This window comes from Chryseolinea sp. H1M3-3 (assembly GCF_029360725.1).
Lineage (GTDB): Bacteria > Bacteroidota > Bacteroidia > Cytophagales > Cyclobacteriaceae > Chryseolinea.
The window spans coordinates 1230406-1252975 of record NZ_JARKMY010000001.1; the positions used below are offsets into that span (position 1 = coordinate 1230406).

Annotated in this window: 21 protein-coding genes and 1 tRNA gene; 15 read left to right on the forward strand and 7 right to left on the reverse strand. The window is 41.5% G+C overall.

What is annotated here, in order from left to right:
• Positions 1 to 47 precede the first annotated feature (47 nt).
• The gene (locus P2W71_RS05300) at positions 48 to 422 is read left to right on the forward strand and encodes a hypothetical protein (RefSeq protein ID WP_276368020.1); all 375 of its coding nucleotides are present in this window, start codon (positions 48 to 50) and stop codon (positions 420 to 422) included.
• A gap of 25 nt (positions 423 to 447) precedes the next feature.
• Here the strand turns inward: P2W71_RS05300 and P2W71_RS05305 are convergent, their stop codons facing one another.
• A complete protein-coding gene (locus P2W71_RS05305) occupies positions 448 to 1467 on the reverse strand; it encodes a DUF3500 domain-containing protein (protein ID WP_276368026.1) in 1020 nt (339 codons plus the stop codon).
• Positions 1468 to 1584: 117 nt separating this feature from the next.
• On the opposite strand from P2W71_RS05305, the gene P2W71_RS05310 reads away from it, so the two are divergent.
• The 4 genes from P2W71_RS05310 (at position 1585) to P2W71_RS05325 (ending at position 4309) form a co-directional block, all read left to right on the forward strand.
• Positions 1585 to 2043: a YHS domain-containing (seleno)protein gene (locus tag P2W71_RS05310; protein WP_276368029.1), complete on the forward strand. Its 459-nt coding sequence runs from the start codon at positions 1585 to 1587 to the stop codon at positions 2041 to 2043.
• A gap of 80 nt (positions 2044 to 2123) precedes the next feature.
• Positions 2124 to 2639, forward strand: coding sequence for a DinB family protein (locus P2W71_RS05315; protein ID WP_276368031.1), 516 nt, complete (start codon positions 2124 to 2126; stop codon positions 2637 to 2639).
• A gap of 15 nt (positions 2640 to 2654) precedes the next feature.
• Positions 2655 to 3701: a hypothetical protein gene (locus P2W71_RS05320; protein WP_276368035.1), complete on the forward strand. Its 1047-nt coding sequence runs from the start codon at positions 2655 to 2657 to the stop codon at positions 3699 to 3701.
• Positions 3698 to 4309 carry a LysE family transporter gene (locus P2W71_RS05325; RefSeq protein WP_276368038.1) on the forward strand — a complete coding sequence of 204 codons (612 nt, stop codon included), beginning with the start codon at positions 3698 to 3700 and terminating at the stop codon, positions 4307 to 4309. The genes P2W71_RS05320 and P2W71_RS05325 overlap by 4 nt, the downstream gene beginning before the upstream one ends.
• Positions 4310 to 4368: 59 nt before the next feature.
• Here P2W71_RS05325 and P2W71_RS05330 read toward each other — a convergent pair whose 3' ends face one another.
• Complete coding sequence (locus P2W71_RS05330; RefSeq protein WP_276368041.1) at positions 4369 to 5361, reverse strand: aspartate-semialdehyde dehydrogenase; 993 nt, start codon at positions 5359 to 5361, stop codon at positions 4369 to 4371.
• A gap of 50 nt (positions 5362 to 5411) precedes the next feature.
• Here P2W71_RS05330 and P2W71_RS05335 point away from each other — a divergent pair, with 50 nt between their 5' ends.
• A complete protein-coding gene (locus tag P2W71_RS05335; protein WP_276368043.1) occupies positions 5412 to 8036 on the forward strand; it encodes a lamin tail domain-containing protein in 2625 nt (874 codons plus the stop codon).
• A 4-nt stretch (positions 8037 to 8040) separates the two neighbouring features.
• Here the strand turns inward: P2W71_RS05335 and P2W71_RS05340 are convergent, their stop codons facing one another.
• Entirely contained in the window at positions 8041 to 9054 is a 1014-nt protein-coding gene (locus P2W71_RS05340) for an isoaspartyl peptidase/L-asparaginase (RefSeq protein ID WP_276368046.1), read from the reverse strand.
• 526 nt (positions 9055 to 9580) lie between these two features.
• On the opposite strand from P2W71_RS05340, the gene P2W71_RS05345 reads away from it, so the two are divergent.
• From P2W71_RS05345 to P2W71_RS05355, 3 genes are read left to right on the forward strand one after another with little or no spacing between them, the layout of a single operon-like run.
• The gene (locus P2W71_RS05345; RefSeq protein ID WP_276369056.1) at positions 9581 to 9997 is read left to right on the forward strand and encodes a TraR/DksA C4-type zinc finger protein; all 417 of its coding nucleotides are present in this window, start codon (positions 9581 to 9583) and stop codon (positions 9995 to 9997) included.
• A 38-nt stretch (positions 9998 to 10035) separates the two neighbouring features.
• Positions 10036 to 10638, forward strand: a complete 603-nt coding sequence (scpB, locus tag P2W71_RS05350; protein ID WP_276368049.1) for an SMC-Scp complex subunit ScpB — start codon at positions 10036 to 10038, stop codon at positions 10636 to 10638.
• On the forward strand, positions 10625 to 11959 hold the full coding sequence (locus P2W71_RS05355) for a pseudouridine synthase (protein ID WP_276368052.1): 1335 nt from the start codon (positions 10625 to 10627) through the stop codon (positions 11957 to 11959). The genes scpB and P2W71_RS05355 overlap by 14 nt, the downstream gene beginning before the upstream one ends.
• Positions 11960 to 11972: 13 nt before the next feature.
• Here P2W71_RS05355 and P2W71_RS05360 read toward each other — a convergent pair whose 3' ends face one another.
• Together P2W71_RS05360 and P2W71_RS05365 are read right to left on the reverse strand one after the other, a co-directional pair.
• Positions 11973 to 13352 (reverse strand): HAMP domain-containing sensor histidine kinase, encoded by a 1380-nt coding sequence (locus P2W71_RS05360; RefSeq protein ID WP_276368054.1) that lies wholly within the window; start codon positions 13350 to 13352, stop codon positions 11973 to 11975.
• 121 nt (positions 13353 to 13473) lie between these two features.
• A tRNA-Phe gene (locus tag P2W71_RS05365) sits at positions 13474 to 13546 on the reverse strand.
• Positions 13547 to 13742: 196 nt separating this feature from the next.
• On the opposite strand from P2W71_RS05365, the gene P2W71_RS05370 reads away from it, so the two are divergent.
• Genes P2W71_RS05370 through P2W71_RS05385 form a run of 4 tightly spaced genes read left to right on the forward strand, consistent with a single transcriptional unit; the run spans position 13743 to position 18444 of the window.
• Positions 13743 to 15056, forward strand: coding sequence for a (Fe-S)-binding protein (locus P2W71_RS05370; RefSeq protein ID WP_276368057.1), 1314 nt, complete (start codon positions 13743 to 13745; stop codon positions 15054 to 15056).
• A gap of 2 nt (positions 15057 to 15058) precedes the next feature.
• Positions 15059 to 15850 (forward strand): (Fe-S)-binding protein, encoded by a 792-nt coding sequence (locus tag P2W71_RS05375; RefSeq protein ID WP_276368059.1) that lies wholly within the window; start codon positions 15059 to 15061, stop codon positions 15848 to 15850.
• Between the two features lie 26 nt (positions 15851 to 15876).
• The gene (locus P2W71_RS05380) at positions 15877 to 16380 is read left to right on the forward strand and encodes a hypothetical protein (RefSeq protein WP_276368061.1); all 504 of its coding nucleotides are present in this window, start codon (positions 15877 to 15879) and stop codon (positions 16378 to 16380) included.
• 45 nt (positions 16381 to 16425) lie between these two features.
• Entirely contained in the window at positions 16426 to 18444 is a 2019-nt protein-coding gene (locus P2W71_RS05385) for an OmpA family protein (RefSeq protein WP_276368064.1), read from the forward strand.
• A gap of 76 nt (positions 18445 to 18520) precedes the next feature.
• On the opposite strand, the gene P2W71_RS05390 is transcribed toward P2W71_RS05385, so the two are convergent.
• Positions 18521 to 19297: an acyl-CoA desaturase gene (locus P2W71_RS05390; protein WP_276368066.1), complete on the reverse strand. Its 777-nt coding sequence runs from the start codon at positions 19295 to 19297 to the stop codon at positions 18521 to 18523.
• Between the two features lie 108 nt (positions 19298 to 19405).
• Entirely contained in the window at positions 19406 to 20026 is a 621-nt protein-coding gene (locus P2W71_RS05395; RefSeq protein ID WP_276368068.1) for a sigma-70 family RNA polymerase sigma factor, read from the reverse strand.
• A gap of 203 nt (positions 20027 to 20229) precedes the next feature.
• On the opposite strand from P2W71_RS05395, the gene P2W71_RS05400 reads away from it, so the two are divergent.
• A complete protein-coding gene (locus P2W71_RS05400; protein ID WP_276368070.1) occupies positions 20230 to 21168 on the forward strand; it encodes an acyl-CoA desaturase in 939 nt (312 codons plus the stop codon).
• 84 nt (positions 21169 to 21252) lie between these two features.
• Entirely contained in the window at positions 21253 to 22476 is a 1224-nt protein-coding gene (locus P2W71_RS05405) for a DEAD/DEAH box helicase (RefSeq protein WP_276368073.1), read from the forward strand.
• Positions 22477 to 22570: the final 94 nt, after the last annotated feature.

A 22570-nucleotide genomic window follows, 5' to 3' on the forward strand; every position in this document is an offset into this window, starting at 1 on the left:
GTTCCAACTTCCGCTCAACTCCTTGTGTCTAATGGGAAACATTGGATATGAAAGAATTAATTGCAGCTTTTTTTCTTGCCTGTCTTGCCTTCGGTTGCGCTGAAGATGAAGTGATTGAACATGATGATTTTAAAACATGTTCTACTCCCGCAACAATCCGTGACTATAGCGGACTCGATGGATGTGGATATGTCTTGGAATTGAATGATGGAACTGTCTTAGAACCAGCAGTCCTCATCACCTGTGGGCCGCCACCGCATTCAGTTATGAGCATAGACGATCCGTTATCATCGTTTAAGACAGATGGAATGAAGGTGTTGGTAAACTATGAGCCCTATGATGGTGGAAGCGTTTGTATGGTGGGGGAACTGGTGAAAATTACTTGTATACAGCAAGCGCCTGGGTCTTCGTCAAATGAATGATGCGTTCAACCCTGTATTGCACTTCTCATTTGTTTTTCGGGTGCTCTTTCTCATAATGCTCCTTTAAAATATCCTCCGCAAAATCGTTTGTCAAGTCACGAACAACGGAGTGGATATGGTTGGCATTATTCTGAGTGTTATCAAACTCAATAAGCAACATCGGCCCTTGAATACGGTAGTAGTGACCTTTTCCTGGCTTTAAGCTTCCGGCCCATGCAAAACTTAAATTTTCGATTCCTGCTTCCTTGATTTTATTCATGAGGGTTTCAGAAAAGCCCAACTCGTAATTCCTTACATATACATTCAACAAGGCCATGAACGTTTTCTTTTGCTCCTCATTCATTGCCGTATACAAAATCCCGGTTGGTGTTAAGGCCATCGCCTTTCGTTTGTTCTCCGAAAGAATATCTGAATAAGCCGAAGCCGAGACTATTGCGGTTTGCAGTTGGGTGCTTGAAAAAGAGTTTATTAAAGAAAAGCCGAGCGTAGATTCCTCTTTTAAAATTTGTTCTCCCTTTCGCTTGCCGGAAGGTATAGTCGCTGGGTTAGACCCAAAGAAAGAAGGTGTTGAAGACTGAATTTTATTATTGATCGTCGAAAAATTGAGGGATATATGATGCCCCTCCAGCCGCCATCCCCAGGGACTCTCTTTAGAGGGCGTTCCGAAAATGGTAAAAAAATATTTTTTTGGATCACGATAAGTGTCGTCAGTGCCACGTCCTTCCACCTCACGAAGCACGTTTTCCAATGTCATGACATCGGTAGCCTTTTTATACCCCTGGACACTCAATGAGTTCCTTAACAAGTTTAAGGCGGCATCAAGCTGGGGTTGTGTTAGGTCGTGTAACGAAACACCGCTCCTCCATCTAGGTACATAGTGCCAATTGAATCGCTCATTATCGTCAAATTTTAATTGCATTTGTTCTTTCACGTCAGCACTCAGGAGCTTCAGTAAATTATTCGCAGATTCAGTGATATCATCTGATTGTGAAAACCCATTGTGAAAAAACAGTATACCGATCAGAACAATGAATGTCTTTCTCATAAATAAATCGTTAAAATCCAACCACAACCACCCGGCAAACCGAAATGTAAAATCCCCGACATTTTAAGTCGGGTACAAGATCCAATTTTGAATTCGTATCGTAATTTAAGACATCTTATGAAAATAATGCTCTCTTTGTTGATTCTTGCTGTTACGGCAGGAGCCTCCTTTGGCCAAGCTGACGACAATCGAAAGAAACATTTCAATCTAAAACAAAACTTGGCCCTCGACGGATATGACCCCGTAAGTTATTTCGAAGGCGCGCCTTTAAAGGGCAAGTCAAATTTCAAATACACGTTTAACAACATTGATTATCAATTTGCATCGGCCAACAGCCTTGCCAAATTCAAATTAAATCCGGCAAAATATGAACCTGCCTATGGTGGCTGGTGTGCTTACGCCATGGGAGAAACAGGCGAAAAGGTTAAAATTGACCCAGAAACATTTACCATCTTGAACGGGAGGCTTTACCTTTTTTATAATTTTTGGGGTAATAATACGCTGGAGGACTGGAAAAAGAATGAGAAAAAATTAAAAGATGCTGCTGATCATAACTGGGATAATATTGTTAGATAATGTTCAAACTCCGTTCTGAAAGGACATGAGTTTTTATAAATGATTTCAATTAACTTAAATTGGGGCTTATTATGCCAATTATGAATTTAACAGAAGCCTGTTCTAATATTCTATCTCAACTTGCTTACCTGGTTGAGCAGATTCGTGAAGATGATTTTGTAAAACCAGCGGAAACCTTAAGTCATTCGACAATTGGACAGCATCTAAGACACACCCTCGAGTTTTTCATGTGTTTCGAGCACGGATTTGACGAAGGTTTAATTAATTACGATAAACGCGCGCACGACAAACTTATTGAAAGTGATAAATATTTAGCACTAGCCACTATTGAACGGATCTCGGACTTTGTCAATAACGTCTGTGATAAATCACTTAAATTGGAAGTGGGGTACGACCTAAAAAATGAGAGTTTCGTTACAATTGACACAACGGCAACTCGTGAATTGGTTTATAATATCGAACACGCTGTTCATCATATGGCAATTATGAAAATTGGGATAAAAGAAATCGCACCATATATTCAACTCGCCCCTGACTTTGGTATTGCGGCATCAACCATCCGATATAAAGAGAATTCTGTGACTACCTCCAACTAGTATTTATCGCTGAGAATGTTTTTTAATAAAGACGTTACTCGAAGCAATTTCTTCATTCGCCTAAAGAGTTGGGAATACTGGCCCTTTGGAATTGTTCAGCTTCCGGTATTCATTTATTTTTTTTGGTTGTCTTTAAGAGCAAGATCTTTCTTCTTCTTCTCAGCTTCCAATCCTGGAATTGTCATGGGTGGTATGTTCGGCGAATCAAAATTTGATGTCCTTAACAAAGTGCCTTCGCAATATATACCGGTTATGACGCTCGTAAAAACGCCTTGTAAGAAACAGGAGGTAATGGATAAAATGGCGAAACATGGTTTACAGTTTCCGGTGATTTTCAAACCTGATTTGGGTGAACGTGGATTCATGGTTCAACGGATAAATAACGAATCTGAAATAGATGCTTATCTATCGAAAATGAAGCATCCTTTTATTATTCAACAACTGGTAGACTTCCCGTTAGAATTCGGCGTATTCTATTTGCGTTATCCATATCATTCAAATGGGAAGGTGACTTCAGTAGTAATGAAGGAAATGCTTTCCGTTACTGGTGACGGACAATCGACCCTGCAGGAACTTATTTTAAAAAAAGATAGAGCCAAGTTACAATGGAGCAGATTGCAAAAATTGTACTCCAAAAAGTTGCACGAAATAATACCCAAAGGCAAATCGTTTGAACTATCCTCCATTGGCAACCATTGTCTTGGCACAAAATTTTTAGATGGCAGTCATCTCATTAATGAAAAACTTTCGTACACCTTTGATGAAATGAGCAAACAAATTGACGGGTTTTATTTCGGTAGATTTGATTTACGCTGTGCATCGTTGGATGATTTGTATAACGGCAATGTTAAAGTATTGGAGCTAAATGGGTGTGGCGCTGAACCTGCGCACATTTATCACCCGGGTTATTCTCTCTTGAAAGCGATCAGCGTATTGCTGGAACACTGGCGAAATATTTTTTTAATAGCACGCGCAAATGCAAAAAGGGGAGCAGCATATGTACCTTTTAAAGAGGCCAAGATGCATTATAGGAAATTTAAAGTGGCCACGCAGTTACCATGATTGCTACAATAAATTTTTTGCTCGGCTTTTTTTTCAGCTTTATTGGCTCAATTCCGCCGGGTACGATTAACTTAACTTGTGTACAGTTAGGACTTGAAAAGAAGATCGGTATCGCCTGGCGATTTTCAATTGCAGCGTCAGTTATGGAATATCCCTATGCCTGGATTGCAGTTGAGTTTGCAGAATGGATCACTTCGTCGCCTGTAATTGTTGACAATATGCAGCTTATCACGGCGATTGTTATGACAGTTCTTGGAATTCTAACACTTTGGTCTTCTACCAAACCGTCCGCCTTCTCAGCAAAACTAAATGAGAGCGGTTATATGAGAGGGATTATACTGAGTATTCTTAATCCTTTAGCAATTCCGTTTTGGGTCGGTGCAACAGCATATTTGAACAGCTTAAAATGGATTGACCTGTCCACACCGTTGAGACTGCATAGCTATTTAGTTGGTGTTTGTCTGGGTACCTTCGTAATCTTGATTATGTTGGCGTATCTGGCCAAAAGAGTAATATCTCAGTTCTCCCAAAATTCTTGGCTAAATCGAATTCCAGGAATCGCACTGATCGTTTTAGGTATTTACGCATTTATCCAATACCTAATTTAGATAGCGAATAAAAAAGCCCGCAGGATTACGGGCTTTCATTTATTATTGAAAATCTGGGCTTAATATACCAGGCTCTTTTCAGTCATGAATTCTGCAATTTGAACTGCATTGGTGGCGGCTCCTTTGCGTAAATTATCGGCTACAATCCACATGTTAAGTGTATTCGGTTGTGACTCGTCTCTACGCAATCTGCCCACAAAAACCTCATCGCGATTTTTTGAGTTAATCGGCATCGGGTAGATGTTATTTTTCGGATCGTCCTGAACAATAACTCCAGGTGACGTCGCGAGAATTGAACGGATCTCACTTAAATTGAAATCTTCATAGAATTCAACATTCACTGCCTCTGAGTGACCACCTATCGATGGTATTCTTACCGTCGTGGAAGTCACACCGATAGCATTATCTCCCAATATTTTCCGCGTCTCATTTACCATTTTCATTTCCTCTTTGGTGTAACCATTGTCGAGGAATGAATCAATATGCGGTAAGGCGTTCATGTCGATTGGGTGAGGATAAACTTTCGGTCCGTTAATTCCTTTGCGCTCATCCATCATTTGCTGAACAGCATCTTTACCTGTCCCCGTAACGGATTGATATGTAGATACAACAATACGTTTGATTCTATATTTCACGTGCAACGGAGCCAGTGCCATCACCATCTGAATAGTAGAACAATTTGGATTAGCAATGATCCGATCATCTATCGTAAGCTCGTGGCCGTTTATTTCCGGCACAATAAGTTTCTTGGTTGGATCCATACGCCACGCCGATGAATTGTCAATAACAATCGTCCCAGCTTCTGCATATTTTGGAGCCCACTCTAACGAGGTTCCCCCACCAGCTGAAAAAATAGCGATATCAGCTCCGGCTTTGCAGCCATCTTCAATACTAATAATGGTATATTCTTTACCCTTAAATTTTATTTTTTGGCCTACAGACTTCGGTGAAGCAACTAAAAAGAGTTCGTCAAACGCAAAACTTCTTTCCTCTAATACTTTGAGGATCTCCTGGCCGACCAATCCGGTGGCTCCTACGACTGCTAGTTTCATTTTTGTTTTTATATTTAAGGATTGCAAAAATAATGTTTTCCCGTTGTGCTATGAAAAAGAAGAAACAAATATGTTGGCTTTCCAACCTGCAAACGTTTACAGCTAAAATTTCTCTCCTAATTGTCTTGTTATTCCTAGGCCAACAAGCGTTCGCTCAGTTCCTGGAGGACTTTTCAGACAATGATTTCTTGTCATCACCGCCCTGGTCTGGTACCGATTCGCTATTCAAAATAGTTGATCAGCGCTTGCATCTTCATGCTCCTCAAGAAGGCGGCCATGGTTACTTGTCAACGTCAAGTAGCGTGGCGCGGTTCGGTTCTTGGGAATTAAATTTAGCAATGGATTTTAATCCCTCAGGAAGCAATTATACAAGGGTTTACCTGGTAGCTAGTGAGCCAGATCTTACCAAGCCGCTAAATGGCTATTACGTAATGGCCGGGGGAAGTGATGACGACGTAAGCTTGTACAAACAAAACGGTTTGTCGCACGAAAAAATAATTGATGGGCAGGACAAGGTTCTTAATGTTCCGACCGTCGTGCTCAAGCTCAAAGTAATTAGGGATGAAAGCGGCTGGCAACTATTTACGAGCGTCGATACAACGGGCGAATATAAGCTCGAGGGTATTTCTGATGATAATTCTATCCTGAATTCAAAGTATTTCGGCATAGTCTGTTCTTATACCGCCACCAGATCTGACAAATTTTCTTTTGATGATTTTCGTGTTCAGGGAGGGACAGTTCAGGATACGACTAGTCCAACGTTAACAAGATTTGAGGTCGTTTCTGCTCAGCAGATCAACCTCATCTTTTCCGAGCGCCTTGATCCTAAGACGATAAGAACAGAAAATTTTATAGTGGACCATGAGGTTGGTAATCCTGTATCGGTGACCATGAAAGACGATGAAAATAAAATTATGCTGACCTTTGCCAGAAATTTTCCCAACAGCGAATATGCCGTATTAATTATTTCAGGTGTCCAGGATACCGCTGGGAACGTTATGGCGCCCGTTGAAAAACGGTTCTTACACTTGCTCAAACAGGCCGCGGCTAAAGACGTTATCATCACTGAAATTTTTCCCGATCCCACACCATCGGTTGGGCTACCTGAGTCGGAATTTGTCGAAATCTACAACCGAAGCAGCAACGCATTTAACCTCGCAAATTGGACGTTAACGGACCAGAGTGAGTTTGCCATTTTACCGGACTTCACTATACTCCCGAGAGAATATGTGATACTCACTTCCCAAAATGTTCTTTTTCAAGATGGCGAAAAAATCCTGAAACTTGACAACTTTCCCAACCTCAACAACGCACGGGATGTGCTAATTCTTAAAGACGAAAAAGAAAACGTTATTGATTCCATTAACTATTCTGATTTGTGGTACAACGATGAAGAAAAACGAGCGGGTGGTTATACCATTGAAATCATCGACCCGGATAACACCTGCGCCGAACATAAAAACTGGCGCGCTTCTGAGGATGAACAAGGCGGTACGCCTGGTTTTCAGAATTCAATATTTGCAAGTAACCCAGATCTCACAGGTCCTTCACTGACCGCAGCCATACCCATTACCGCATCTGTCATCGAATTGCATTTTAATGAGAAGCTTCAGAAACCTTTGTCTCCCACGATCACAGCCATCATAGATCCCCCAATTGGCATTGAAAATATTTCATTTTCAAATGCTGCGCTCACTTCCCTTTATATTACACTGTCACAGGAGATTGAAACAGGAAAATCATATTCGATTTCTTTAGAAAAAATTTATGATTGTACGGGAAATGGCATTGAGAAAGATAATGCCTCCGCAGCCTTTGGACTGCCTCAACAAGCCGACACGCTCGACGTTTTAGTTAATGAAATACTTTTTAACCCCAGGCCTACCGGCGTCGATTTTGTTGAAATCTTTAACAACTCGAAAAAATACCTCAACCTTAAAGGTTGGTCAGTTGCTACGATGGAAGACGGTGTGATAAAAGACAAACAATCTCTGCCTTCGGAAAATTTCCTTTTCAAACCAGGTGCATTTCTGGCGGTTACTGAAAATCCTAATGTGTTAAAGGGTGAATACATCCTCGGACAAGAAAAGAATTTCATATTGATCCAAAATTTGCCAACGCTAAATGACGATGAGGGATCTGTTGTCCTGTTAGACAATGTCGATAATGTTATAAGCTATTTTAACTACACCAAAGAAATGCATTCCATTTTTCTTAAAGACGACGAAGGAGTTTCTCTTGAACGAATTTCAACGCAGGATATCGCTGGCACAGAAAATTGGAAATCGGCCAGCGGTTCTGTTGGATATGCAACACCTGGTTACATGAATTCAAATGCAATCGCGGATCTCACGTTAAATGCGGACGCCATTAAAGTTACGCCAGAAATTTTTAACCCTATGGCTAGTCAATTCAATTTTGCTTTAATCCATTACAACTTTCCACAAGGTGGACATGTAGCCAACATAAAAATACTAGGTCCCCAAGGCCACTTGATCAAGGAACTCGCTAACAATGATATTTTGGGCACTTCTGGCTTTTATCGATGGGATGGCGATCGTGATGACGGTACGAAAGCAAATATTGGCTACTATATGATTTGGTTCGAAGTGTTTGACCAACAAGGCGGGATCAAACGCTATCAAAATCGGGTTGCCATTGCAGCGTCATTTTAATATATCATTCTTTATAAATGAAAGTTTTTGCTTGGCCTTTTTTTGCAATGTATCCACGATACATTCCTTCTGTACAAAATGGCATTGCGAAATTGCCCTGACGATCCAAAGCAATCAAGCCTCCGTCACCTCCCAGGTTTGGTAGCTTTTTAAGGATTACCGAGTCCGCTGCCTCCTTTAGGGACAGATTACCATACGCCATCATCGCATGTACATCGTGCGCCGCACTTAGTCGTATAAAATATTCTCCCCACCCAGTTGCAGATACCCCGCACGTTAGATTGTTCGCGTACGTTCCCGCGCCGATAATCGGCGAATCTCCGATGCGTCCATACTTTTTGTTGGTCATGCCTCCTGTTGAGGTGCCCGCTGCCAGATTTCCATACTTATCCAAGGCTACGCAGCCTACCGTTCCAAATTTCTTTTCATCAGAAATCCCATCAGTTTTTTTCTCACCAGCTTTTAACTTTAACCATTGCTGATAACGTGTGGAGTCAAAAAAATACAAGGCGGGAACAATCTCCAGTCCCTGCTCTTCAGCGAATTCTTCCGCTCCCTTTCCCGCTAGCAACACATGTTCTGACTTCGTCATCACCGTATAGGCTGCCACAATTGGATTTTTGATAGTAGAGACGCCGGCAACAGCGCCTGCCGCTAAATTACTTCCATCCATAATAGAAGCATCCAACTCATTTTTTCCATCATAAGTAAAAACTGCGCCTTTGCCTGCATTGAATAAAGGTGAATCTTCCAGGATTTTGATGACAGCCACCACAGCGTCGAGGCTCTTGCCACCATTTTCCAGAATGTCATAACCATGATCGAGCGCTTGTTTCATCTGGCGATGATAAGCTTCTTCTTTTTCGGGGGTCATGTTGGCCCTGGTTATTGTGCCCGCACCCCCATGGATCACCAGTGTTATGGGACCTAAAACTGAGGATTCTTCCATTTTCTTCCTGGAGTTTAGGTTACAGCCAGTAACAAAAAATATCAGGGTAATGGCTAAAAAGGTCTTCATAATATCAATCTGGCATTTAGAAAGATAGGTATTTAAGGTTAAAATCAACATTATGGAATTAATTGTACATTATTTTTTGTTTTCGGGGGAACCGCATAATTTTGCGCATCTTTTATCAAACGGAGTCACAACTATGGCTAAGAACAAAAAGTCATCCACTAAGGCAGCAAAAAAATCTCCTGCCAAAGCAAAACCTGCTGCTAAAGTGAAAGCTAAAAAAGCGGCACCAGTTAGGGCTAAAAAAGCTTCGCCTAAAAAAGTTGTTAAGAAAGCTGCTCCTAAGGCCGTGAAGAAGGTTGCACCCAAGAAAGAAGCACCAGTGAAAGTGGTTGCAAAAAAAGAGGCACCGAAGAAAGAAACGCCTAAGAAAGCAGTCGCTCCCCAGGTAGAGAAACCGGAAAAAATTGAGCGCCCAGCACCGCTTCCTAAAGCAGCTGCGCCTCAAGCAGAAAAACCTATGCCAGTTGCTGTTCCGAAGCCGGCGCCTCCACAATTAAGTATTTTCCCTGTGCCAAATCAACGACCCATTGCCCATAAACAATCTAACAATGCTTCTTCCACCGACACCCGTACGCGGTATTCGGAAGATGAATTAAAAGAATTTGAAGAACTGATTCACAAGAAGCTTGATAAAGCCCGTGATGAATATCGAATCTTGAAAGAAACCCTCAATCGTAATAACGATGAGGGCACAGACGCGACTTCAGGTGGAAATACAAAAGTATTGGAAGACGGCGCTGAAACCGCTGAAAAAGAAAATTTAAGCCAGCTGGCAGCACGTCAGCAAAAATACATCATGAACCTTGAAAATGCGCTGGTCCGCATTAAGAATGGTACCTATGGAATATGCTCTGTCACGGGCAAACTGATCCCTAAGGAACGTCTTATCGCAGTGCCTCACACAACGCAATCTATTGAGGCGAAAATGATGCAACACGATTAGTAACTTACTAACTGTTCGGGAAGCAAAAAACAAAAGCATTGGACTTTTTACAAAATCATATCGAGGCCCTTATTTTCTGTTCACCTTCGCCGATACGCATCGGTGAAATCAAGGGCTGTTTGTCGGAAATGTTTAATGCCGATGTTCCTGAAGAAGACATTGTGGGTGCAATCCAACGATTGGAAGAAAAATATCAGGCCGAAGAGTTTTCTTTTCAGCTATTTAAAGCAGCAGGCGGCTACCATTTTTTGACCAAACCTGCATATCAGGCAAGCATTGGAATAATGCTTAAGCAGCAATCCAAAAAGCGGCTTTCAACGTCGGCCATGGAAACACTTTCCATTATCGCGTACAAGCAGCCCATATCAAAAACCGAAATTGAAAATATTCGTGGTGTCAACTGTGACTACGCCGTGCAAAAACTTCTCGACAAAGGTTTAATAGAAATCACAGGAAAAGCCGAAACCATAGGAAGGCCTATGTTATACGGGACCACTATAAAATTTATGGAATATTTCGGCATCAACGATATCGCAGAATTACCCACTCCTAAAGAGTTTGTAGCTGAGGTTAACACTATTGGCGAAAACTTGGATCAAGGCGAAAACTTAGATCAGAAGGAGACAGATGGCCAAGCGTAATACATCAAGACGATCTGGTTCCCGCCCAGGTTCTTCTTCAGACTCAGGTTCGTCCAAAAGACCTTTTAGCCGAAGATCAGACGGGCAATCATCCGCTAGACCCCGCAAATCATCGCCGTCAGGACGGCCACCGAGGAAGGAAGGCGATGGTGCCTTTAACTCAAGACGGAAACCTCGCACAACGTCACCCGGATCTGGCGGGAAGTTTGACTCGAAAAAGTCAGATAAAAACTTTGGGGATAAGCCACCTTACAAAAAAGCTAAAGGATTCACCTCTTCCCGTGGGGGCGAGGATCGACCGCGCAGGAAATTCGATTCAGGAGAAGCAAAAGGTGAACGGCCTTACAAGAAATTCGATCGCAAAGATTCAAGTACCAGAGGTGAATTCCACAAAGAAGGCTCACGCTTTAAGGCAAAATCATCTTCCTCCCCTGGTTTGAGGAGAGAGAGTTCTTACAAAAGGCCAAGTGAAGAACAAGGTGGTGATATAAAAAAAGGGGGCGGATTAAAGAAAAAAGATTTCAGAAGCGAGCCCCGAAAAAAATTGACAGGTAAGAAAGTGTCCACCTTCAGGGGCGACAGTACACAAGGCCTTGAAGCACCTGTTCAAACCGGAAAAATCAGGCTTAATAAATTCATTGCCAATAGTGGCGTTTGTTCAAGACGAGAGGCTGATGAACTAATTAAAATGGGCCTGATCTCTGTCAATGGAAAAACGATTACAGAACTCGGTTACAAAGTAAATCCCGGGGATGAGGTACGTCACGAAAGCAAAGTACTGCATGCTGAAAAGCCTGTGTACATTTTAATGAACAAACCCAAGGGCTTCCTTACAACGACCAGCGATCCCCAGGAACGCAATACGGTAATGCATCTTATCGGAAATCACGTGAAAGAACGCTTATATCCCGTAGGACGACTCGACAGGAATACAACGGGCTTGCTTTTGCTTACCAACGATGGTGATCTTGCTGATAAGCTCATGCACCCATCGTACAATGTAAAGAAGATCTATAAAGTTGAACTTGACAGACCCCTGACAAAAGCCGATGCGCAAACAATTCTCGACGGTGTAAAATTGGAAGAAGGCAAAGCAATGGTGGATGACATCGCCATCATTTCTGACGACAAAAGAACGGTTGGGATAGAAATTCACATTGGATGGAACCGAGTAGTAAGAAGAATCTTCGAAGCGTTGAACTATGAAGTAATAAAGCTTGACAGGTCGGTTTATGCTGGTTTGGATAAAAAAGATTTAGGCCGGGGTGAATGGAGATTTCTTACGAAAGAGGAGCTTGTTAGATTAAAGCATTACAAGTAATTCATTTTTCTTATCAAGCATTCTCTAACACAATTCTGAACTTGCTTCCTTTACCCAGCTCAGAATCCACAAAAATAATTCCCTTGATTTTGTTAAGGGCTTCCTTTACAATATAAAGCCCAAGCCCGGTGCCCTCCGTATCTTCGGCAGCCCTGAAAAACATGTCAAAGATTTTCGGCACATTTTCTTTAGAGATACCCCTTCCGTTGTCTTCCACACAAATTTCGACAACCTGCCGGTTTCGTTTAAACGTAACACTGATAAACGGTCGCTCCTGATCAAGGTTGTGATACTTAACGGCATTTGTAAGGAGGTTATTAAGAATAATTTTTATCTGATTGTAGTCAGACTTGAACGTATGACTAGGATGAGGCTGGTAATCTAAAAAAATGGAAGATGCCCCTTTATTAAATTTTATATCTGCCGTGGTTTCCTCAATCAGTTCCCGCAGATCCAGATCCTCAATTTTAACATCGATTTTTTTGCTTCTGGATAGGTTGAGAATATCACTGATAATTAAATCAAGTTTTTTGATTCTTTCCTCAATGATGTTCATAAATGTTCTGGCCTTTTCTTCCTGCAACTCGATTCTACCTAAATAAGTCAGACCAAGAATAGAAGCAATAGGTGTGCGTAAATCATGAGAAGTGCTTGAGAGAAAACTGTCCAGCTCTTTGTTTTCTTCATTCAGTTTTTGACGCTCATCCTCGAGGAACCACATCACCATACTCATCCCCATAAGGGAAATCAATAATAAGTCGACCGCTCCGAACAAATCCAAAACATCAACTTGAGTACCCAAAAGGTTGAGTAGTTTAATGGTGAAATAATATAATTGGTAGACGCTGAAAATGATGAGCGAGCTGGTCAATAGTTGTTGACCAAATCCTTTCGAAAATTTCTTGTTGGTCCATACCACAATCCCAGCAACCAAAAAGCCAATGCCTGTAATAATAGCGCGACTACCGGAACTTATTAAGTAATGGAAGAAAACGCCGGAAGAACTAAATGCGATAATCGAGACAAAAGCGATAATGATAGAGAGAAGGAGTATTAGGCTAAATCGTCGGCGAGAGAATGCCTTATCGTATATAAGCTCGTAAGTACCTCGCAGAATGAAAATGATTTGGAGAAAGCAGCAAAGCTGGGCGATAATGCTCAAAACGGTGCGTTGAAGTGAACGCTCCTCAATCAAAAAAACCATTACGATGCCAGAACTCGCCATATACAGGGCAAAGGCAATCCAACTATAGGACCAGGTGTGGAGAAACAGTCGGCGATAAAGATTACCAAAATGCCGAAAAATGAAGTAGAAGATTAGTCCAAGGATGATCTCGGACAAATAAATATAAATCAAACGTGCTGCACCTGCTGAAATGTCGGATAAATCCATTTCAATTTTTTGCAAAAATTAACATAAGGACACCAATACTGTTTGCTAAATTATCAAAATTGGTCATTGGTAGTGCTATAAAAATAAAAGCCTCCGTTAGTGGAGGCTGTTTTTTTAAAAGTGGTGATGGAGGGAATTGAACCCCCGACACAAGGATTTTCAGTCCTTTGCTCTACCAACTGAGCTACATCACCGAAAAATGAGGCACAAAAGTATGTAAATTTAGATTCCATGCAAAGCTATGAGCCGATTTCTAGAATTTAATGCGGCTCTGAAAGCTTCGTGAACCAATAGATTTTCCGGATTTGTTCATTATTTCATAGGTTTATAAGTAGTAAAAAGTTTTCGAACTTTATTCGCTTCAAGCGAAGTTAGTATTTAACAGAATATATGGTTCAGCAAATAGCTTTCATCATTACATTGGGTGTCGCGGTTTATTTTATTCGTAAAAGAATTCTATTGATCAGATCAACCATCAAGCTGGGCAAAGAAAAAATCATTAACGACAACAAATCAGCCCGTTTTAAAAACTTGCTTTTAGTTGCCTTTGGACAGAAGAAGATGTTCAAACGACCTATCCCCGCAATTCTGCACTTATTTATCTATGTAGGTTTTCTTGTCATCAATTTAGAAGTACTGGAATTTGTAATTGACGGCCTGTTTGGGACACACCGGATCTTCGCTCCTTATTTGGGCGGGTTCTACAATGTTCTAATGAATTTATTTGAATTCCTCGCCGTCGCTGTTTTATTATCCTGCGTTTTTTTTCTGATCCGAAGAAACATTTTGAAGGTTAAACGCTTTTGGGCAACCGAGATGAATGGCTGGCCACGGTTGGATGCGAACATTATTTTATTAACTGAAATTGTGCTGATGATAGCGATTCTTACAATGAATGCTTCAGATCAGGTTTTACAAGAGAGACTGTCAGATCACTATCCGGCTACAGGTGCGCTGCTGTTTAGTTCGCTTCTCGTGCCATCTTTTCAGAGCCTTGACACCGCTACGCTGATTTTTATTGAACGTGCGGCGTGGTGGTTTCATATTGTTGGCATTCTAGCGTTCTCCGTTTACATTACGTATTCAAAGCATCTTCACATTTTTCTGGGGTTCCCCAATACTTATTTTGCCAAGCTTGAGCCCAAAGGTCACATGGAAAATATGCCGGTGGTGACAAACGAAGTGAAGATGATGTTAGGAATTGCAGACGCCAATGCAGTCTCATCGGCAACACCTGGACGATTTGGGGCCAAGGATGTTAACGACCTCTCCTGGAATAACTTGCTGGCAGCCTATTCGTGCACAGAATGTGGGAGATGTACGGCAGAATGCCCGGCAAATATCACAGGCAAAAAACTTTCACCTCGAAAAATCATGATGGACACACGGGATAGGATGGAAGAAGTAGGCACAAGTCTGGCGAAAAATGGAAGCGGACTAAACGACGGCAAAAGTTTGTTAGGGGATTATATTACCAAGGAGGAAATCAATGCCTGTACCAGCTGCAATGCTTGCGTTGAAGCATGCCCTGTTTTGATTAATCCTCTGGAAATTATTTTGGAATTGAGGCGATATGTGGCCATGGAGGAATCCGGAGCTCCTTCTGCATGGAATTCGATGTTCCAAAATATAGAGACTAACTTTGCACCGTGGAAATTTTCTCCAAGTGATCGTTTTAATTGGGCTAATGAACTAAAAAAATAAGCATGCCAGAAGCGCCTTATCAAATTCCTACCATGGCCGAGATGAAAAGTAAGGGTGAAATACCGGAAGTACTTTTTTGGGTAGGATGTGCAGGATCGTTTGACGATCGTTATAAACGTGTGACGCTGGCATTCGTTAAAATTTTGAATGCTGCCCAAATTAGGTTTGCCGTTCTTGGAACAGAGGAGACTTGTACCGGTGATCCGGCAAGACGGGCCGGCAATGAGTTTCTATTTCAAATGCAGGCCACGAATAACATTCAGGTGTTAAATGGCTACGGCATAAAAAAAATTGTAACGGCTTGTCCGCATTGCTTCAATACGATAAAGAACGAATATCCTGAGTTAGGCGGAAATTATGAAGTTATTCATCATTCCGCTTTTCTCCAGCAATTAATTACCGAGGGAAAAATAAAATTTACCGGAGGCGCGTTCAAAGGAAAAAAGATTACCTATCACGATTCTTGCTACCTCGGGAGAGCTAACAATATCTATGAAGCACCACGATCGGTTTTAGAAGCGTTAGATGCTGACCTGGTAGAGATGAAACGTTGCAGGACCACGGGGTTATGCTGTGGCGCCGGCGGAGCTCAGATGTTCAAAGAACCAGAAAAAGGTTTTAAAGACATTAATGTAGAACGCACTGAGGAGGCCATTTCAACGGGGGCGACCACTATTGCAGTTGCGTGTCCATTTTGTATGACCATGATGAGTGATGGTGTAAAAAATAAAAATCGCGAGTCTGACGTCCAGGTTAAAGACCTAGCAGAACTTATTATAGAAGCCCAAGGTTAATTATCCGGTCAAGAAATCATTAAATTATGTTTGTCCCCTTTGAAAAAATTAATGAGCATGCCCGCATCTGGGTTTATCAGGCAAACCGTAAATTCAATTCCGACGAGTCTAACATAATTTCACAAACACTTTTAGCGTTTACAGAGAACTGGCTGGTACACGGCCAACCGATGCACGCGTCGTTTGATTTGAAGTTTAATCAGTTCATAATTTTGGCTGCCGATGACCAAGTGAGTGCTCCCAGTGGTTGCTCAATAGATGATTCGGTTAGAACGGTTAAAAAATTAGGCGCCGAATTGGGCATTGATTTCTTTGATCGAACGCTTATTGCATTCAGAAGCAACGAAGACATTTTTACCATTTCATCATCGGACTTGAAAGCAAAATTGAAAGAGGAAATGTGGAATAGGGATACTTTGGTATTCAATAATCTTGTCGGTACAAAGCGCGAACTAGTCCAATCGTGGATGGTTCCTGCAGGAACTACCTGGCTAAAACGTTATTTACCACAACAATCAGTGGTCGGGTAAGCCAGATATTTTGTAGCTTTATTACGTTATTTTATATTTTTATTTATGAGGCTGAGAGTTCTCGTGTTAATCTCCTCCATTTTTTTGATGTCATGTGGCATTGAAAAGAAGGCAAACAAAGCATTCATTTTAGGCAAGTATCAAAACTCAATTGACCTGTATAAAAAGGTCGTGAGTAAAAATGCTAACAACGGCAAGGCCAATTATTTCATTGCCGAATCTTACCGACTGAGCAATCGTCCGAAAGAAGCCGAGGCTTATTATGCAAAAGCCGGAGGCAAAGGAATTGACAAAGATTCCGTGCAGTTCTTTTATGCACAATCTTTAAAGGCTAACGGCAAATATGCAGAGGCACGTCAGCAGTTGGATGAGATGATTAAGAGCACCAGTAACAACGCGCTGAAGGACCGCGCACAGGCCGAGCGGAACGGATTAGCATACCTCGAGCAACTGAATGAAAAAACAAGCTACTATAGGGTAAAAAATCTTGAACTGATCAATACTCCTTCGAGTGAGTATTCTCCGGTGTTTTTAAACAACGAGTTATATTTCACCTCGTCACGCGGCAATGATAAAGTCTACGAAGCCACCGGTACCCCATTTACTGATATTTATAAGGTAGCAAGTCGCGGAGCAATTGTTGATGTTGCCACGGTTGCCCCGTTACCTGCAGGAATTAACTCATCAAGCATTAACGACGGATGTATCACCTTTTCTCCAGACGGTAAAACCATGGTCTTTGCAAAAGGTAATTCAGGCAAAAGAAAAAGTACAGAAGACGTTGACCTCTATATCTCAAGGTTTAGAAATGGCGTATGGTCTGACCCTATTATGATCAACATCAATGAGCCCGGTGCATGGGATTCGTCTCCGGCGTTCAGTCCTGATGGTCGTACATTATATTTTGCATCTAACCGAAAGTCGCGGGGCAGAACTCAGATTAGTTATGGTGGTACGGATATTTACTCAGCACAAATGGATACGCGCGGAAGATTTTCCCGCGTGAGAAATCTTGGACCTGAGATTAATACACCAGGCAATGAACTTTTTCCCTACATGGCGGAAGACGCAAAATTATATTTCGCATCTGACGGACATCCTGGGTATGGCGGTTTGGATTTATTCGTAGTGAAACGTGCTAACGGAAAAACAGTCATTGAAAATCTGGCCCAGCCCGTTAATTCCTCCGGCGATGATTTTGGAATATTTTTATTCCGTCCCGATCGTGGCTTTTTAACCTCAAACCGTGAGGGCGGCAAAGGCGATGATGATATCTACACTTTCGTAAATGAAGACCCCAACCTGAAGGTTGTAAACTACTACCTTCAAGGCATTACCTATACTCAGGATAAAGAGGGTAAGCTTCAAATTCTTCCTAACACAAGAGTTAATCTACTGGATGGCAAAGGAGAATTGATGCAAGACTACGTCACGGGAGACGACGGAAAGTTTTTGTTTCGTGTATATGACAATGAAGACTACAACCTCGTTGGGGAAACTGATGGATACTTGGTGAAACGCCAGCCCTACACGACGAAAGGCAGAGGTGTTGATCCATCGACATTGAAAGATCTGATCACCAATGTCACGTTAGATACGATACTCGTGCTTGATAAGATTGAACTCAATAAAATTTTTGCGCTCGAAAATATCTACTACAATTATAACCGGGCCGATATCCGGGAAGATGCTGCTAAAGAATTGGATAAACTGGTCCAACTCCTTATTGATAATCCCGAAATTAAGATTGAGCTAAGTTCCCACACCGACAGCGTCGATACGGACGCCTTCAACTTAAACTTATCTCAACGACGCGCCGAATCTGCCGTCAAGTATATAGTTCAAAACGGCATAGCTCCGGATCGATTGGTAGCCAAAGGGTATGGTGAGTCCAAGCCAATTGCAAGAAATACAAATCCCGATGGTACTGATAACCCAGTCGGTAGACAGAAAAATAGACGAACAGAGTTCAAAATTCTTGAAATTGGTGTCATCCCAAAATCACTTCAAGGGGATGAGCCCATAGACGATGAGGAGGATAAATACTTCAATGAAGGAAATTGATAAATCAATTAATAAGACAATAAACAAAAGGCTGCCCTATACAGAGCAGCCTTTTATCTGAACTTAAAGATGTTGATTAGGCCGCTTTTGCCTTCTCAATATTTTCCAATTGAACTTCCTTGTGTCTTTTCAATGTAATGACTCCAATTTTATCCAAAACTTTCATAACCAAATAAGTTGGATCGATCTCGTGCCAGCGGATTCCGCCAAAATTAGGGCGTGATCCATTTTTATGGTGATTGTTATGGTAACTTTCTCCCATCATTAAGAAATCTACCGGAAGAAAATTCCGTGAAGTATCGCCCACTTCGAAGTTTCTGTATCCGTATTTATGCGCAAACCAGTTAATAATTGCACCATGAATCGGGCTTAATAAAAATTGGATAGGCAATAATAACCATAACCACCACACGTCAGCGTAGACATAGTATATGGTAATGTATACACCAGCCCAGAAGATCCGTGACGGCCATGAGCGAGCGATTTTATCAAAGGCTTCCCACTGAGGCACACCTTCCGTGAAACGTTTTTCCGGGATAAGTTTTTTGTTAGCGATGTCCGAATAGATCGTTTTTGTTTTCCACATCATATTCCAAATCGTTTCGTCGTATTTAGGAGAATGTGGATCATCTTCAGTGTCAGCAAACGCATGGTGCATGCGGTGCATAACTCCGTAGCCGTAAGGGCTTAAATAATTCGAACCTTGAAATATCCAGGTAAGCACATAAACGACCTTTTCCGTGAATTTACTCATCGTAAAAGACTTGTGCGCAGCATAGCGATGCAGAAAAAATGTCTGAAAGAATAGCGATAGATACCAGCTCGCTATGAAGAATACCAAAATTACGGTCATAATTAAAATATAGGTTTAGATACTACAAAAGCGAAAAAGCCCGGAAAGGGTTCATTTAGTGTAAGACAGATCGAATGGAGATTTGTGACAGATTAAGAGAAAAAAATTTTAAGATTTCTTAATAGAATCCGAAATACCTTCCTTTTGAAGCTCATTTACCAGTTCAACAGCGTTTCCCATATAACAGGCTTTACGAAAACTTTCAACAAACTTTGACGTGTCAGGCAGTTCAAAATTTATTTTGGAAGTCTCCTCTGCCAACTTCTTTTTGGCTCTGCAAAAAAGTTGACGGCAATGATCTTTCTTTTTATCCAAAGCCTCCTGAAGAGCTTCGTAGTCAAAGTCAAAAACTTCTTTCAATACGTAGACAGCCCGTTCCAAGGGTTCTAGTTTTGCTTGTAAAATTTTGTAGGCCTTGGCCATTTCCACATCAAAATCCAAATGAGCGAAGCTGGTTTCCTTAAACCTTCCAAGGAGTTCTGACAAATTGTGTTGGTTGAATAACTCTTCTTTCTTTTTTCTCAACGCATTGAGGTGATTGATGCAATTGTTCTTAACGGCCTTGATCAGGTAGGCTTTTGTATTCTCAATCTTCTGAGGCCCGAGCGTTAACCATTTCAAAAAGGTTTCCTGTACGATGTCTTCCGCATCTGCTTTACAGCGCACAAGGTTATAAGCAATGGCTTCTAACAAAGGGCGGTAGAGGATGATGGTCTTTTCGTGATTCATAAATCAAAACAAAGATACGATGCATTTTATTCTATTCCTCGCACCACTCATCATCTCACCGTAAAAAACTTTAAGTACTACCATACAATCGTTTGGCGGTGGCTAAGTTATCAAGTGTTAAGAGGGAAACCTTACCTTTGATTTATTTTGTGATTATTAGGTTCGGTAATGACACTATATTTTATTTTTTTTGTTCAAGTAATATGACAAATCCAACTGTATCCCCCGAAGTAAGAAGTAAACCCATCATTGCACAGGAAATTGCCTTTGCAGGTATGCATCTTTTGCCGCTCGGGGCCTTATTTACTGGAGCAACGTGGTTTGACTGGACGATTTGCGCAGTTCTTTATGTTACACGAATGTTTTGGGTCACCGGTGGTTATCATCGCTACTTTGCTCATAAATCATACAAAACATCGCGCTGGTTTCAATTCATCATTGCCTTTATGGCACAAACAACAGCTCAAAAAGGAGCTTTGTGGTGGGCTGCCCATCACCGCCATCACCACAGACATAGCGATACCCCTGCCGATCCGCACTCAATGAAAATATATGGTTTTTGGTATTCACACATTGGATGGATTGTAGGTCCTGATTTTAAAAAGACCGACTACAAGGTTATTGGTGACTATGCGAAATATCCTGAACTAGTCTGGCTGAACAAACATTATCTTGTACCGCCATTCATTCTTGCGCTGGTAGTCATGGCGTTGGGCGGAATTGTGAACGGTGGAAGCATTACCATGATGTTTACTACCGCCGGCTTTTCTTCTTTATTTGTCGGTTTCTTCTTAAGTACCGTGATACTATATCATGCTACGTTTTCGATCAATTCCATTATGCACAAATTCGGAACGCAACGTTACGAATCACATGATGAATCCAAAAATAGCATCTGGCTTGCACTATTAACACTGGGAGAGGGTTGGCACAACAATCATCACTACTATGAAGTAGCCGCTCGTCAGGGTTTTTTCTGGTGGGAGATCGATATAACTTACTATATTCTCCGAGGTTTTGCAGCGGTTGGGTTAATCTGGGACCTGAAAGAAGTTCCAAAGCACATAAAACTTTCAAAAAACAAACAGGAAGCTGCTGCGTTACGTAAAGAGTTTGATGCGGAAAAAATTAATGCTGCGTAATCCCCGTATTTGCATCAGATTTTCAAATTTTAAATAATTAGTTGTATTTGCATTTAATTTCCGGATCACCATTTCAATCAAATTTTGACTTTTCACGACTTTAATTTCGATAGCAGACTTGTTGATGGATTAGATTCCATGGGCATACGCACGCCGACTCCTATTCAAGAGAAGGCAATTCCAGTTATCATGCAACAAAAAGATTTAATTGCCTGTGCACAAACTGGAACAGGCAAAACAGCCACGTACCTTTTGCCAATTCTTAACAAAATCATTCACACCGAAAAGCGCCACTTAAATACGCTGATCATTGCTCCAACCCGAGAGTTAGCACAACAAATCGACCAGCAAATTGAAGGCTTTGGATATTTTCTTGGTGTTAGCTCCATTTCCATTTACGGAGGGGGCGATGGTGCAACGTGGGATCAGCAACGGAAAGCGCTGGAAGAAGGTGCGGACATCATCATAGCTACACCTGGCCGTCTCATTGCGCTGTTGGCAACTGGCAAAATAATTTTAGATCATTTAGAACACCTTGTTTTGGATGAAGCCGACCGTATGCTGGACATGGGATTTTATGATGACATTGTTAAGATTATAAATTATCTGCCTAAACAAAGACAGACGGTATTGTTTTCAGCAACAATGCCACCAAAGATCAGGACATTAGCAAATAAGATTTTAAATCAACCTGTAGAAATAAATATAGCCATTGCTAAACCTGCCGCCGGCATTTTGCAGCAGGCATATGTTGTTTACGATGAACAGAAATGGGCGCTGATAAAACATGTGTTAAAGACCTATACCTGGAACAGCGTTCTTATTTTTGCCTCCACCAAAGAGAATGTAAAAAAGCTAGATGCCGCCTTTGAACGGGCTGGGTTAGCCGCAAAAGCGTTCCATTCAGATCTTGATCAACAAGAGCGCGAACAAATTTTGCGCGCTTTTAAAAACAAACAAATAAACATGATCATCGGAACCGATGTGCTTTCGCGCGGCATCGATGTTGAGGGGATCAGTCTGGTGATTAATTTTGATGTTCCGCCTGATCCAGAAGATTATGTTCACAGAGTTGGCCGGACTGCAAGAGCAGAAACAACAGGTACAGCAATTACTTTCATCAATGAAAAAGATCAGCGCAAATTTTTGAGCATTGAAAATTTAATTGGGGAAACTATTGAAAAACTACCTTTGCCCGCCTCTGTGGGCGAGGGGCCAGTGTACCAACCGCAGCTTAAAAGGAAAACCAATTTCAGAAAACGAAACTCTGGAAAAACCTTTAAGAAAAATAATTCGCGAAAGAGCTAGTTGCGATTTGGGGAATGCTTCCACAGCACATAGTCCTGCGTTAAAAAAAACCGTACCATTTATTATAACTTGGAGATTGGTTACAATGGAAGGA

What these genes read in the sequence shown, in the direction of transcription:
- P2W71_RS05300 (WP_276368020.1), top strand. Translation starts at nt 48, where the DNA reads ATGAAAGAATTAATTGCAGCTTTTTTTCTTGCCTGTCTTGCCTTCGGT.
- P2W71_RS05305 (WP_276368026.1), bottom strand. Translation starts at nt 1,467, where the DNA reads ATGAGAAAGACATTCATTGTTCTGATCGGTATACTGTTTTTTCACAAT.
- P2W71_RS05310 (WP_276368029.1), top strand. Translation starts at nt 1,585, where the DNA reads ATGAAAATAATGCTCTCTTTGTTGATTCTTGCTGTTACGGCAGGAGCC.
- P2W71_RS05315 (WP_276368031.1), top strand. Translation starts at nt 2,124, where the DNA reads ATGAATTTAACAGAAGCCTGTTCTAATATTCTATCTCAACTTGCTTAC.
- P2W71_RS05320 (WP_276368035.1), top strand. Translation starts at nt 2,655, where the DNA reads ATGTTTTTTAATAAAGACGTTACTCGAAGCAATTTCTTCATTCGCCTA.
- P2W71_RS05325 (WP_276368038.1), top strand. Translation starts at nt 3,698, where the DNA reads ATGATTGCTACAATAAATTTTTTGCTCGGCTTTTTTTTCAGCTTTATT.
- P2W71_RS05330 (WP_276368041.1), bottom strand. Translation starts at nt 5,361, where the DNA reads ATGAAACTAGCAGTCGTAGGAGCCACCGGATTGGTCGGCCAGGAGATC.
- P2W71_RS05335 (WP_276368043.1), top strand. Translation starts at nt 5,412, where the DNA reads ATGAAAAAGAAGAAACAAATATGTTGGCTTTCCAACCTGCAAACGTTT.
- P2W71_RS05340 (WP_276368046.1), bottom strand. Translation starts at nt 9,054, where the DNA reads ATGAAGACCTTTTTAGCCATTACCCTGATATTTTTTGTTACTGGCTGT.
- P2W71_RS05355 (WP_276368052.1), top strand. Translation starts at nt 10,625, where the DNA reads ATGGCCAAGCGTAATACATCAAGACGATCTGGTTCCCGCCCAGGTTCT.
- P2W71_RS05360 (WP_276368054.1), bottom strand. Translation starts at nt 13,352, where the DNA reads ATGGATTTATCCGACATTTCAGCAGGTGCAGCACGTTTGATTTATATT.
- P2W71_RS05370 (WP_276368057.1), top strand. Translation starts at nt 13,743, where the DNA reads ATGGTTCAGCAAATAGCTTTCATCATTACATTGGGTGTCGCGGTTTAT.
- P2W71_RS05375 (WP_276368059.1), top strand. Translation starts at nt 15,059, where the DNA reads ATGCCAGAAGCGCCTTATCAAATTCCTACCATGGCCGAGATGAAAAGT.
- P2W71_RS05380 (WP_276368061.1), top strand. Translation starts at nt 15,877, where the DNA reads ATGTTTGTCCCCTTTGAAAAAATTAATGAGCATGCCCGCATCTGGGTT.
- P2W71_RS05385 (WP_276368064.1), top strand. Translation starts at nt 16,426, where the DNA reads ATGAGGCTGAGAGTTCTCGTGTTAATCTCCTCCATTTTTTTGATGTCA.
- P2W71_RS05390 (WP_276368066.1), bottom strand. Translation starts at nt 19,297, where the DNA reads ATGACCGTAATTTTGGTATTCTTCATAGCGAGCTGGTATCTATCGCTA.
- P2W71_RS05395 (WP_276368068.1), bottom strand. Translation starts at nt 20,026, where the DNA reads ATGAATCACGAAAAGACCATCATCCTCTACCGCCCTTTGTTAGAAGCC.
- P2W71_RS05400 (WP_276368070.1), top strand. Translation starts at nt 20,230, where the DNA reads ATGACAAATCCAACTGTATCCCCCGAAGTAAGAAGTAAACCCATCATT.